Source organism: Micromonospora sp. NPDC005206, from assembly GCF_040608175.1.
Lineage (GTDB): Bacteria > Actinomycetota > Actinomycetes > Mycobacteriales > Micromonosporaceae > Micromonospora.
Genome location: NZ_JBEXHU010000021.1, coordinates 1 through 11,996, shown reverse-complemented (window position 1 = coordinate 11,996; position 11,996 = coordinate 1). Strand labels below are relative to the sequence as shown.

12 protein-coding genes and 2 pseudogenes are annotated in these 11,996 nt (G+C 67.8%); 6 read left to right on the top strand and 8 right to left on the bottom strand.

Annotation, left to right across the window (positions count from 1 at the left end; all coding sequences use genetic code 11):
- Window positions 1-21 precede the first annotated feature (21 nt).
- Window positions 22-1,188 (bottom strand): transposase, encoded by a 1,167-nt coding sequence (locus tag ABZU69_RS28475; RefSeq protein WP_354967382.1) that lies wholly within the window; start codon window positions 1,186-1,188, stop codon window positions 22-24.
- 22 nt (window positions 1,189-1,210) lie between these two features.
- On the opposite strand from ABZU69_RS28475, the pseudogene tnpA reads away from it, so the two are divergent.
- From tnpA to ABZU69_RS28455, 4 genes and pseudogenes are all read left to right on the top strand, one after another.
- Window positions 1,211-1,645, top strand: a pseudogene (gene tnpA / locus ABZU69_RS28470) (IS200/IS605 family transposase); the annotation flags it as partial.
- A gap of 61 nt (window positions 1,646-1,706) precedes the next feature.
- Window positions 1,707-2,699, top strand: coding sequence for a TIGR03842 family LLM class F420-dependent oxidoreductase (locus ABZU69_RS28465; RefSeq protein WP_354967381.1), 993 nt, complete (start codon window positions 1,707-1,709; stop codon window positions 2,697-2,699).
- 132 nt (window positions 2,700-2,831) lie between these two features.
- Window positions 2,832-3,077: a hypothetical protein gene (locus tag ABZU69_RS28460; protein ID WP_354967380.1), complete on the top strand. Its 246-nt coding sequence runs from the start codon at window positions 2,832-2,834 to the stop codon at window positions 3,075-3,077.
- A 154-nt stretch (window positions 3,078-3,231) separates the two neighbouring features.
- Complete coding sequence (locus ABZU69_RS28455) at window positions 3,232-4,377, top strand: hypothetical protein (RefSeq protein ID WP_354967379.1); 1,146 nt, start codon at window positions 3,232-3,234, stop codon at window positions 4,375-4,377.
- Window positions 4,378-4,447: 70 nt separating this feature from the next.
- Here ABZU69_RS28455 and ABZU69_RS28450 read toward each other — a convergent pair whose 3' ends face one another.
- Window positions 4,448-4,897, bottom strand: coding sequence for a VOC family protein (locus tag ABZU69_RS28450; protein WP_354967378.1), 450 nt, complete (start codon window positions 4,895-4,897; stop codon window positions 4,448-4,450).
- 125 nt (window positions 4,898-5,022) lie between these two features.
- Here ABZU69_RS28450 and ABZU69_RS28445 point away from each other — a divergent pair, with 125 nt between their 5' ends.
- Window positions 5,023-5,457 carry a TIGR03668 family PPOX class F420-dependent oxidoreductase gene (locus ABZU69_RS28445; RefSeq protein WP_354967377.1) on the top strand — a complete coding sequence of 145 codons (435 nt, stop codon included), beginning with the start codon at window positions 5,023-5,025 and terminating at the stop codon, window positions 5,455-5,457.
- A gap of 16 nt (window positions 5,458-5,473) precedes the next feature.
- Here ABZU69_RS28445 and ABZU69_RS28440 read toward each other — a convergent pair whose 3' ends face one another.
- The 4 genes from ABZU69_RS28440 to aceE form a co-directional block, all read right to left on the bottom strand.
- On the bottom strand, window positions 5,474-6,430 hold the full coding sequence (locus ABZU69_RS28440) for a TIGR03619 family F420-dependent LLM class oxidoreductase (protein ID WP_354967376.1): 957 nt from the start codon (window positions 6,428-6,430) through the stop codon (window positions 5,474-5,476).
- Window positions 6,427-6,819, bottom strand: coding sequence for a DUF2267 domain-containing protein (locus ABZU69_RS28435; protein ID WP_354967375.1), 393 nt, complete (start codon window positions 6,817-6,819; stop codon window positions 6,427-6,429). The genes ABZU69_RS28440 and ABZU69_RS28435 overlap by 4 nt, the downstream gene beginning before the upstream one ends.
- Window positions 6,820-6,867: 48 nt before the next feature.
- Window positions 6,868-7,281, bottom strand: a complete 414-nt coding sequence (locus ABZU69_RS28430) for a DUF2267 domain-containing protein (protein WP_354967374.1) — start codon at window positions 7,279-7,281, stop codon at window positions 6,868-6,870.
- Window positions 7,282-7,520: 239 nt separating this feature from the next.
- Entirely contained in the window at window positions 7,521-10,205 is a 2,685-nt protein-coding gene (gene aceE, locus ABZU69_RS28425) for a pyruvate dehydrogenase (acetyl-transferring), homodimeric type (RefSeq protein WP_354967373.1), read from the bottom strand.
- Window positions 10,206-10,602: 397 nt separating this feature from the next.
- Here aceE and ABZU69_RS28420 point away from each other — a divergent pair, with 397 nt between their 5' ends.
- Window positions 10,603-11,490, top strand: a complete 888-nt coding sequence (locus tag ABZU69_RS28420; protein WP_354967372.1) for an RNA polymerase sigma-70 factor — start codon at window positions 10,603-10,605, stop codon at window positions 11,488-11,490.
- Between the two features lie 112 nt (window positions 11,491-11,602).
- On the opposite strand, the pseudogene ABZU69_RS28415 reads toward ABZU69_RS28420, so the two are convergent.
- Both ABZU69_RS28415 and ABZU69_RS28410 read right to left on the bottom strand, forming a co-directional pair.
- Window positions 11,603-11,783, bottom strand: a pseudogene (locus ABZU69_RS28415) (hypothetical protein); the annotation flags it as partial.
- Window positions 11,749-11,996, bottom strand: a 248-nt coding sequence (locus tag ABZU69_RS28410; protein WP_354967371.1) for a hypothetical protein, incomplete at its 5' end; no start/stop codon positions are given. The pseudogene ABZU69_RS28415 and the gene ABZU69_RS28410, both read right to left, overlap by 35 nt.

Below are 11,996 nucleotides of genomic sequence, written 5' to 3'. Positions count from 1 at the left end.
CAGGCTTGCAGGTCAGTCCCCCTACTGGATGCAGGGTGATGCCGCGTGCGGACGGTTGACTGCGCCCCAGCCCTCGACGCCGCGCTGGGCGATGTTGAGCGCCGCATTGTGGTCGGCGTGGGCAACGACCCCGCACGACCGACAGTGGAAGGTTTCCTGGTCCGGCCGGTTCCGCTTGTCGCGGTGCCCGCAGCCGTTGCAGGTCTGGGAGGTGTACCGCGGGTCGACCTGGACCAGCGTTACACCTGCTCGGCGGGCCTTGTAGTCCAGGAAGCTGCCGAGCTGGTGAAACGACCACGAGTGCAGTGTGACCCGTTGGGGCTTGCGGAGCCGGACCCGTTCGCGGATCCCCGTCAGTTCTTCGACGGCGATGCCGCGACCGGTGCGTACAGCCTCGGTCACGATGGTCTTGGCGATGCAGTGGTTGACGTTCCCGGCGTGCCGCGCTTCCTTCTTGTTGCGCCGCGCCAGCAGCCGTCGGGCCGACTTGGTGCCCTTCTTCTGCAACCGCTTGCGCAACCGCAGCTGCCGCCGGCGGTAGCCGTTGAGCCGGTCGCCCGCGTAGCGAGTGCCGTCGGAGTCGTAGGCGATGTTAGCGATGCCCATGTCCACGCCAAGGAAGCCGGACGGGTCGATCAGTTCAGGTTCGCACACCTCGACGGTGGCGTACAGGAACCACATGCCGTCCCGGAAGATCAGGTCCGACTCGCCGGTCTTGCTGGTGGCGATCGCCTTGAGCTGGTCGGCGGACCCGGTATAGGCGACGCCCTTGAGCCGGCCGTGCGTGGTGAAGATGGACACGGTCCGGGCATCGGCCTGCCAGGACAGCATCCGGGCGTCATAGGGCTGGGCCGCGTTCCAGCGGAACCCGATCGGATTGGTCTCCACCTTCCGGCGCCGCTTCGAGCCGGGCTTGCCGTAGGTGCCAGCCCGCAGGTTCGCCTTCAAGGTGGCGTAGGCGTCGGAGACCTTCTTGATCACATGCTGGGCCGCTTGGGCACCCAGGGCGTAGTCAGCCTTGATCCCGGCGTAGACCTGCTTACGCAGGTCGTAGTTCCGGTACACCCCGGTCTCCCGGGCCACGGCCGCCACGTCGGACGCCGCCGTGTTGCACGCGCGCAGGGTCGCCTCCAACGCCGACGCCTGCCCGGGCGTCGGCAGCAGCTTCACCTGCACGACCAGCTTCACACGACCACCGTAGCTTCGGCCTATGTCACCCAGATGGACCCCACACCCGGATGTTCGCCGAGGTCGCTCAGTCGTCCACAACCTGCATGCCCACTTGGTCCTCACCACGAAGTACCGGCGGGGCGCGCTCACCTCAACCCCATCCTCACTCGCTGCCAGCAGATCATGACCGACGTCTGCACCGACTTCCGCGGAGCTGCGCGAGTTCAACTGCGAGGACGACCACGTCCACCTGCTCGTGCATTACCCGCCGGCCCTCGCACTGTCGAAACTGGTCAACAGCCTCAAAGGCGTATCGGCCCGCCGACTGCGCCAGGAGCGCGAACCGCACCTGCACCGGTACCCGTGGGGCGCGCACCTGTGGTCCCCGTCGTACTTCGCCGGGTCCTGCGGCGGCGCACCACTCGCCGTGGTCAAGGAGTACATCGAAAACCAGAAGCATCCTGGTCCGCAACAGCGTTCCTCCGGCCCTGAAGGACCGGGGTTCCCGCCTAAGCAACTGTTGAAAAGGAGAAGCGATGGACTTCGGTGTCGTACTCCAGACCGACCCGCCAGCTCGCGACGTCGTGGCCGGCCTCACCGCCGCCGAGGACAACGGGTTTCGCTACGGGTGGACGTTCGACTCCTGCGTGCTGTGGCAGGAGCCGTTCGTCATCTACTCGCAGGTCCTCGCCGCGACCAAGCACCTGATCGTGGGGCCGATGGTGACCAACCCGAGCACCCGCGACTGGTCGGTCACCGCGTCGCTCTTCGCCACGCTCAACGACATGTTCGGCAACCGCACGGTGTGCGGGATCGGCCGCGGCGACTCGGCCCGGCGGGTCATCGGCCAGCCGCCGGCGAGCCTGGCCACGCTGAAAGAAGCGATGCACGTGATCAAAGAGCTGGCCGAAGGCAACGAGGTCGAACACCACGGCACGCCGGTGCGCATCCCGTGGGTGCGTGACGGCAGGCTGGAGATCTGGATGGCCGCCTACGGCCCGAAAGCGCTGCGGCTGGTCGGCGAGCAGGCCGACGGCTTCATCCTGCAGACGGCCGATCCCGACATCGCCCGCTGGACGATCGGCTCGGTACGCGATGCGGCCACCGCAGCAGGTCGAGATCCCGACTCGATCACGATGTGCGTGGCCGCGCCGGCTTACGTGGGCACCAACCTCGCGCACCAACGGGATCAGCTGCGCTGGTTCGGCGGCATGGTCGGCAACCACGTGGCCGACCTGGTCGCCCGCTACGGTGACTCCGGGGTCGTGCCGAAGGCGCTCACCGACTACATCGAGGGGCGCGAGGGCTACGACTATGCACACCACGGGCGCGCCGGCAATCCGTCCACCGACTTCGTGCCCGATGAGATCGTCGACCGGTTCTGTCTCGTCGGCCCCGAGTCAGCCCATGTCGACCGGCTGCAGGAGCTCAAGGAGATCGGGGTGCACAACTTCGCCCTCTACCTCATGCACGACGACAAGGAGAAGACCCTCTCCTCGTACGGCAAGAACGTCATCACGCAGGTCTGATCCGGGCCAGTCGACGTACGCCTCGCACGTTCCCTGAGAACGAGCTGGCTGCGGCGGTCCTCGTGGCCGCCGGAACGGTCTCGGGACGTTCCTGTAGGGACGGCGGTGCGGAGGACACGAAGGGGCCGTGCCTTGATCCCGACCCTGGTCCTCGTTGGCCTGCTCCTCGGGCGCTGGTGGTGGCTGCCGCTCCTGATCGCCGCCGTTGGTTGGCCGATACTGCTCGTCGCCACGGGCACGATGACCATCGAGCCGGGCTCGATCGCTGCCGCGTCCGGGCTGGCCGTGCTGAACGCCGGCGCCGGTGTCGTGGTCTGCCAAGGCATCCTCTGGGCGGTTCGACGGGCGCGTCGCGCGGATCCCTCGTCGCGCAGGTGACGCGAGGCCAGCGGCGACACAGGGCCCTGAGGGGCAATAGACCGATTAATGCCAACTGACGGCATATGCGGCGTTGCATACATAGCAGAACCCGTATGGCCAGCCAGACAAATGTGAAGCAGCATGTAGGCAACGTTTTAGTGGGGTGGTTCACGTGGTCAGTACCTATAAAATAGTTCGCAATTTTCGCCAGTTTCCCGTGGAAGCCCAGCGATCGGCGGACGGGGCAACGCAGGAGCGTGAGCAGCGCCTCCAGACGATCGCCAAAAAGCGCAGTAGCAAGGCCGCGAAACTGTCGGCTCAGGCAAGCCAGCGGCTGCAGCGCCTGCTCGGAGACGACAACTGGGCGGACTTGAGGCAACTGATGCGGCAGGAACGGTTGACTTTTCGTGACCTGCTTCAGCCGCCCCAAGGGTTGAGGTCGCCCTACGCGAAACTCAACAAAGCCAGGAAACACAAGGCCGACGCATTCCTGCGAAGTCGAGACGTCGGGCGCGAGGCCATTGCCGCAATAGCGACGGAATACCACGATTCACTAACCGACGCCTTCACGGTCGACGACAACATCAGCAACGGATTCCACCTCTCGAACAACCTCGACAAATGGTTGAGCCTGTCTCCGTTCCACGATCGCGCGCTCCCCTGGGGAGTCTTCGAACCCGACGACAGCCAGGACCCGCACCGGTGGGAAGTGTTCCGGCCGCCGTTCTTCGGGTTCAACTTCGGCTTCATCCCGGTGCACAACGACAACTTCGTCGTTGATCGGATTCACACGCTGAACCCGTCGGTCGGAGACGTGGGCATCTCGATCACGATGGACAACAGCGACGCCGGCGACTTCGACTACGCGTCCGGTGACGCATTCAGCGCCATCGCGTTCGCCTTCGTGCCGCCCACCACCGGCCTGGTCGAGGTCCTCATCGACGCGCAGTGCGTCGAGGCAACGCACCGCTTGGAAACAGAAGACGAATGGGGATGGTCGAACTCCAGCACAGGCCAGCGGAACTTCCTGATGCTCGACGTCCTGCATCCCAACGTGTCCGAGCCCTCATATGCCCAGATGTCGGTCCTCGACGAGGAGACCGACGATGACGAGAGCTTCCTGCAGGTGAAGTTGACCCGTGGCGCCCACTACTTCGCGCAGCTGTTCAGCGCGGGACCGGTGCCCGCGGGTCAGTCCGTCATCGTGTGCGCCGGGACGCGTTCGTTCGACATCAGCGGCACAAACGACGTGTCCATTGACAGCACGTCCGACTTCCGGTGGTTCATCAGCTCGGTAGAGGTACGAGTCTCGCCCTGATCACCAGGGGCCCGATCACGATGGTTGGTCTGGCCGTGACCAAGGGTGCCGGCGGCGCCTGTCATCAGGCTCAGGCAGTGGCTGCGCGACCCATCTCGACGAGGATCCCGGTGCCCTGGCCGAGCTCGATCAGGTAGCCGTCCGGATCACGCAGGTAGCACCGGATCTCGACGCCATGGTCCTTCGGCTCGGTCAGGAACTCCCCACCTCGTGACCGCCACTGCTCATAGACCGCCCGGACGTCGGTGACCCGGATGTTCATCGCGCTGCTGAGTGTCCGCGAATCCGGCGGCGCCTGCGCCTGCACATCCGGCTTGTCGTCGGTCGGACCACCCTCGTCGTTGATCACGATGTAGCTGTTGTGGAACCGCAGGATCGCCGGCTGGCGTTCCCGCACCACCGTCGCCCCCAGCACCCGCTGATAGAAGTCCCGTGAACGGTCCACATCCCGCACGATCAGCAGGTGCGTCAGCACCAGCCCAGCCTCAGGCTGGAAGTAGTCGGGCGCCTCGTTCGCCATCACGCCTCCCCGGGTCCGATCGGCAGGGCGTACCCACGTGCGGCGCCGGCACACCCACCGGCTCGACGACGCCCGCCGGCGACAACGAGTCATCACGACCGGTGTCGGCTGTTACCGTCGGGCCTGTGCCCGCCGACGAGATCCGGCATCGGGTCCGGTCGGCAAGGGTGGCCCGGCTGGCCACCGTCGCAGCGGATGGGCGTCCCCATCTGGTGCCCGTGTGCTTCGTGCTGCTCAACGACGTCGTCTACCACGCGGTGGACGAGAAGCCCAAGCGCCATCGGCGGCTGCGCCGGCTGGAGAACATCCGGGCGACGGGGCATGCCTGCCTGCTGGTCGACGAGTACGACGAGGACTGGTCGCGGCTGTGGTGGGTCCGGCTGGACGGGCACGGCCGGCTGGTGGAGGACCGCGCGGAGGAGGCCGAGGCCCGCGCGGCGCTGGTCGACAAGTACCCGCAGTACGTCCAGCGGCCCCCAGCCGGGCCGATGATCGCGATCCAGGTAACCGGCTGGTCGGCGTGGTCCGCGACGGAAGCGGCAGCCGACCCGGCCGGGTGAGCGCCGCTCAGGGGTGTCAGCGGGTCGGAGCGAGGGCGTCCAGCACCTCGTCGGCCCGGCGCAGCGACGCCTGCGCGTCGGCGCGGGGTGAGCCGATCTCCGGATCAAAGTTGAGGTCGACGAACACTTCGGTGATGCCGGCTTCGGCAAGTCGGCCGAGGTCCGAGCGGATCTGCTCGATCGTGCCGGTGAGCGGCTCGCGATCGGGCGGGCCCGTCGGGCGTACGCGGACCGCGCCGCGGCAGACGAATCGCAGTGCGCCGGGATCCCGGCCCGCCTCCGCGGCGGCGGCCTTGACGGTCGCGACCGCCTCGCCGATGCCCGTCAGGTCCGCCTGGCTGCCGCTGACCCAGCCGTCGGCGAGGCGGCCGGCCCGACGCAACGCGACAGGCGCCTGGCCTCCCAGCAGAATCGGCGGATGCGGCCGCTGCACTGGCTTCGGCTCCAAACGCGTCGGCGGGACCTGGTAGAACTCGCCGCGATGCTCGGCGACGTCGTCCTGCCAGAGGGTACGAAGAACGGCGAGGAACTCCTCGGCCCGCTGGCCCCGCCGATGCTTGCTCACCCCCGTCGCCTGATACTCCTCATCCGCCCAGCCGAGGCCCAGTCCCACGTCGAGCCGTCCGGCGGCGAGGATGTCGAGGGTCGCGGTCTGCTTGGCCAGCAGCACCGGAGAGATGAACGGCATGTTGAGCACCGCGACGCCGAGCCTCACCCGCGTGGTGTGGGCTGCCAGGAACGCCAGCGTGGTCAGCGGATCCTGGACGCTGTGGTAGGTCTCGCTCCAGCCGAGGTCGGCGGGGACCAGGAGGCGCTGGAACGTCCAGAGCGAGTGGTATCCGAGCTGCTCGGCGCGGCGGGCGACGTGGATCATGCACTCTGGTGTGGCCCACGAGCCGGAGACGGGCGGGGCGAATCCAACCTCCACCCGCGCACCGTACCCGGACCGGGCCAGGAAGGTGGCTCGGTTCAAGCCCCGACGCTGCGGTCCACCGGACGGAGCAGCCGACGGAAGTCCTTCGGCAGCTCGGATTCCAGGTTCTCCAGGTCTTCCGCGCTCACCGCCTCGCGCAGGGTCGTCAACACGGCGCGGGCAACCTCAGCGGTCCGGTCGCCATCCGTTCCCGCGCGCGCCCCCACCTCATTGAGGAACTCCACGAGGTCGATCCGTTCGGCGAAGTCCACTTCCTTGTGCAGGTAACCTCGCAACTCCTCGGGTAGCTGTGTGGCCAGCTGCCGCGCCTCGCCGCCAGTGACCCCTTCCGCCAAGGTCGTCAGCGTGGCTCCGACGACGTTCGCCGCCTCCGTCGCCGGCATTCGCGCCCGCTTCCCCACCGCTTCGAGAAACTCGGCGTAGTTCACCAGTTCTCCTTCCCGATTCGTTGGGGTGCGTCGCGGCGTGCGCGCGTGCTACCCGCGGCGCTGCCCGCCACCGGCACCCACCGGTTCGATCACCTGCTGGAACTCCTTCGGAAGCTGGGCCACCGCGTCCTCGAACTGGTCACGGGAAACAGCCTCACGGAGCGTGGTGAGCACCGCGCCGACGCCGGCAGCGGCGAGCGCACGGTCGACGGACGGGCGGTCCGCCACCCGCCGCACGAACTCGTCGAGCCCGAACGGCTTGGCATGTTCCGCTCTACGTGGTGGCGGATTACGCAGGGAATCGTCAAGCCCTCCGGGAAGCTGATAGGCAAGGTTCTCAGCCTGGCCGGCGCTGATCCGGTCTGCCAACGTCTCCAACGTCGCGCGGCTGAGTGTCGCCGCCTGATCGGTCGACACCTTCGCCCGCGTGGCCACTGCGTTGATGAAATCCTGGTACTCCACCTGATTCTCCTCTCCGGCCCGATCGCGTCGAACCGTCAGTTACGCGCCCCTGACCTCCATGCGCCGCGATCGCACACTTCACCTCTCGGGCGCCGAGCGAACTCGTACCTCGACAGCCTCCTGGGACGGGGGGTGACCCTGCCTCATCCCCATCGGGCGAATCACCAAGGCCCCGCTACGGCGACATCCTCGACATACCGAAGGACTGGCACGGACGGGAACCGAAGGCAGGAGTGCCTTCAGGCGATCCCGTAGCGTTTTCGGGCCTCCTGAACGGTCTCGGGCTTGACGTCGCCGCGCCGGGCCAGGGCTGCCAGCGCCGCGACCACGACCGACTGCGGGTCGACCCCGAAGTGGCGACGGACGGCCGCACGGGTGTCGGAGAGGCCGAAGCCGTCCGTGCCGATCGAGTGCCAGTCCTGCGGCACCCACTGGCTGATCTGGTCCGGGACTGCCCGCATCCAGTCGCTGACGGCGAGCACCGGGCCGGGAGCGCCGTTCAGGACCCGGGTCACGTAAGGGATACGATCCTCACCCTCAAGCCGCACCGCGTCACAGTCCAGAGCGTCGCGGCGCAGCTCGCTCCAGGAGGTGGCCGACCACACGTCGGCGGCCACACCCCAGTCGCCGGCGAGGAGCCGCTGGGCCTCCAGGGCCCAGTGGATCGCGGTGCCGGAGGCGAGAAGTTGCAGGCGCGGGGCATCCGCTGCCAACTCCATGTCATTGGCTTCCTGGTACCGGTAGAGGCCCTTGCGGATGCCCTCCTCGATGTCCGCGCCGGATGGCATGGGCGGCTGAATCTTCGCCTCGTTGTAGACCGTGAGGTAGTAGAAGACGTCCTCGGCGTCCGGGCCGTACATCCGGCGCAGACCGTCGCGGACGATCACGGCGACCTCGTATGCGAAGGCCGGGTCGTAGGCGATCGCCGCCGGGTTGGTGGATGCGATCAGGTGGGAGTGTCCGTCCGCGTGTTGCAAACCCTCGCCAGTCATCGTCGTACGGCCGGCGGTGGCACCGATGAGGAAGCCACGGCCGAGCTGGTCGGCGAGCGCCCACATCTGGTCGGCCGTCCGCTGCCAGCCGAACATCGAGTAGAAGATGTAGAAGGGGATCATCGGTTCGCCGTGGGTGGCGTACGACGTTGCGGCGGCCGTGAAGTCGGCCATCGAACCGGCTTCGGTGATGCCCTCGTTGAGGATCTGGCCGTTCGTGGCCTCCTTGTAGTACAGGAGTGTGTCGCGGTCGACCGGGTCATAGGTCTGGCCGTGCGGTGAGTAGATCCCGGCGGTGGGGAAGAGCGACTCCATGCCGAAGGTTCGCGCCTCGTCCGGAACGATCGGCACCCAACGCCTGCCGGTCTCCGGGTCCCGCATCAGGTCCTTGACCAGGCGGACGAAGGCCATGGTCGTCGCGATCTCCTGACTACCGGACCCCTTGGCCAACGTTTCGAAGGGCTTGGCGGACGGTGCGGGCAGCGCCACCGGGTGGACACGGCGAGCCGGGGCGGGCCCGCCCAGCGCGGCCCTGCGCTCGTGGAGGTAACGGACCTCCGGCGAGTCGGCGCCGGGGTGGACGTACGGCACCACCTCACCGCTGAGCTTGCTGTCGGGGATGGGAAGTTCGAGGAGGTCGCGCAGCGCGCGGAACTCGTCGCCGGTCAGCTTCTTCATCTGGTGGTTGGCGTTGCGCGACTCGAAGGCGGAGCCGAGCGTGTAGCCCTTGACCGTCTGGGCGAGGATCACGGTCGGCGCGCCCCGGTGCTCGACGGCGGCCCGATAGGCGGCGTACACCTTGCGGGGTTCGTGTCCCGCCCGCGAGGCGTGGAAGCACTCGGCGATCTTCGCGTCGGTCAGCACCTTCGCCATCTCGACGAGCGCCGGGTCGGCGCCGAAGAAGTGCTCGCGGATGTAGCCGACATCCCGGGCCGCGTACGTCTGGAACTGCCCGTCGGGGACCTCGCGCAGCCGGCGGACGAGCGCGCCCGTGGTGTCGAGCGCGAACAGGTCGTCCCAGGCCGAGCCCCACAGTGACTTGACGACGTTCCAGCCCGCCGCGCGGAACCGCGCCTCCAACTCCTGGACGATCTTGAAGTTGGAGCGCACCGGCCCGTCGAGCCGCTGCAGGTTGCAGTTGACCACGAAGGTGAGATTGTCGAGGCCTTCGCGACCGGCAAGAGCGAGCGCGGCGGTCGACTCGGGCTCGTCCATCTCGCCGTCGCCGAGGAACGCCCACACCCGAGAGGCTGAGGTGTCCTTGATGCCACGGTGCTGCAAGTAGCGGTTGAACCGCGCCTGGTAGATCGCCGACAGCGGGCCCAGGCCCATCGACACGGTGGGGAACTCCCACAGCCACGGCAGCCGGCGCGGGTGCGGGTAGGAGGGAAGGCCATCGCCGCCTGCCTCCTGCCGGAACCGATCGAGGTGGCCCTCGGTGAGCCGACCGTCGAGGAAGGCGCGGGCGTAGATGCCGGGGGCGGCATGGCCCTGGAGGTAGAGCTGGTCGCCGGAGCCGTCGGCCTCCTTACCGCGGAAGAAGTGCTGGAAGCCGGTCTCGTAGAGCCAGGCGGCGGAGGCGTAGGTGGCGATGTGACCGCCCAGGCCGTAGCGGCTGCCGCGGGTCACCATCGCGGCGGCGTTCCAGCGGTTCCACGCGGTGATGCGCCGTTCGATTTCCTCATCACCGGGGAACTCCGGCTCGGCGGCGGTCGGGATGGTGTTGATGTATTCGGTCTCGAGCACCTTCGGCAGCGCAAGGCCGACGCCCTCAGCGTGTTCGAGAGTGCGGCGCAGAAGGTACGAGGCGCGCTGCGGCCCGGCCGCGGCGGTGACGGCGTCGAGAGAGGCCGCCCACTCGGCGGTCTCCTCGGGGTCGCGGTCCGGGATCTGATCGAGCGCACTTGGGTTGTTTCGCCCGATATCAGTCATGGTGGCCACCTTCCGACGGTTCCGGACCTCTCGATCGCAGGGCGGGAGGTCGACATGGTGAGACAGGAAGCTGCCGCCTCGCCGATCCACCATCAAGGACCAGGTGAGGCAGGGATTCGTGACAACCGACCTGCGCTCGGCGAGGAGACTGCCGTCACCTCTCCGGCTGCCCTCGCCCGGTAGGGCCGACCTACGACCGCTCTGAACCGGCAGGCTGAGGCCGTGACACGACTTGCCCGGGCCGTGCGCTACCGGCCGCCCGCGCTGACACGGTCAGCGATTCGAATCACGGAACGGGTATGCCGGCACCAGACGCGGCAACCGGCAAACTGAGACCAGATGGACAAAGACCTCGGCAAACAGCGACAGGCGGCCACCAACGGGAGGAAAGAGAGGCATGTCCCACCGCGAGGTCCCGATGGATGCCGTGCGGACCTTCGACACGGTCCGGCCCCGGCTGTTCGGCATCGCCTACCGGATGCTGGGCAGCGTCCACGACGCCGAGGACATCGTCCAAGACACGTGGCTACGGTGGCAGCGCACAGACCACAGGGCGGTACGGGACCCGACAGCATTCCTCGTTACCGCAACGACCAGGCTCGCTCTGAACGCGGCGACATCGGCACGCGCCCGGCGAGAGACCTACGTCGGCCCATGGCTGCCCGAGCCGGTCCAGACGTCGGTCGACCCGGCAACCCGAGCCGAGCAGGGCGAAGCTCTCGGACTTGCGTTGCTCCTCCTCCTGCAACGACTGACTCCGCACGAGCGCGCCGTGTACGTGCTACACGAGGCCTTCGACTACCCCTTCCGGCAGATCGCCGAGGTCCTCGACATCACCGAGGCGAACGCGCGGCAGCTCGGGCGCCGGGCGCGCACGCACCTCGCCGAAGAACGGCACGCGCCGGTCGCCCCCGCCGAGCACGGCCGGCTGCTCCACGCCTTCCTCGCCGCCGCACGCTCCGGTGATCTTGGTCAGCTGGAAAAGCTGCTCGCGAACGACGTCGTCTCCTACGCCGACAGCGGCGGCATGGCCAGCGCGGCGCGGGTACCGGTCACCGGCCGGGCCGACGTCGCCCGCTACATCGCCGGCCTCATGAGAAAGTTCGGCGCGGTCGTCTCGCTGGAGTTCGTCGAGTCCAACGGGCAGGAAGCCGTCCTCGTCCGCCGGGCAGGATCCGTCGTCGCACTGTGCGCGATCGATGCCTCTCCCGAGGGGATCACCCGAGTGCTGATCACCCTCAACCCGACCAAACTCGCCCGGTTTGATCCACGGGATACCCGCTAATCGGGCGGCGCCCCCAGGCACGGCCCGCAGACCAGGTCGGCCAGCAGCTGCTCTTCCCGTTCGGCGTCCTGAGCGAATATCAGGACTGCTCCGACACTTGCGGACCGCGGGACCTGGCTGCCCGGATCCGTCCCTCACCGGCGTGGGCCACGGGCGGCCACCTCGCGTTGCAGACACGCCGCGCCGAACTCCTCATACGTCCACGACTCCGCCCGTGCCCGCTCGACTAAGTGCTCGGGTTCGTAAGTCCTTCGGGGGTTATGCGGCCAAGGCGTGTGCGGCAGGCTGGTGATCGCAGCCGGCGGGTTGTTGGAGGTTCTGCTCTTTCTGTTTGTGTCGCTCGATCCGGGCCATCAGGTCCTCGATGTCGGCCGGGGTGAACTTCCATCTGAACGGCCGGGCGGTCGCGTGGTAGCGCTGCTCGAAGGCGGTGAGTCGGTCTTCGACCTGGTCAAGGCTGGTGAAGTCGTTGGGTGTGAGCACTTTGCGCTGGACGATGGAGAAGT

Coding starts and splice junctions, on each gene's coding strand:
- ABZU69_RS28465 (WP_354967381.1), top strand. CDS start 1,707: ATGGACTTCGGTGTCGTACTCCAGACCGACCCGCCAGCTCGCGACGTC.
- ABZU69_RS28450 (WP_354967378.1), bottom strand. CDS start 4,897: ATGGCGAACGAGGCGCCCGACTACTTCCAGCCTGAGGCTGGGCTGGTG.
- aceE (WP_354967373.1), bottom strand. CDS start 10,205: ATGACTGATATCGGGCGAAACAACCCAAGTGCGCTCGATCAGATCCCG.
- ABZU69_RS28420 (WP_354967372.1), top strand. CDS start 10,603: ATGTCCCACCGCGAGGTCCCGATGGATGCCGTGCGGACCTTCGACACG.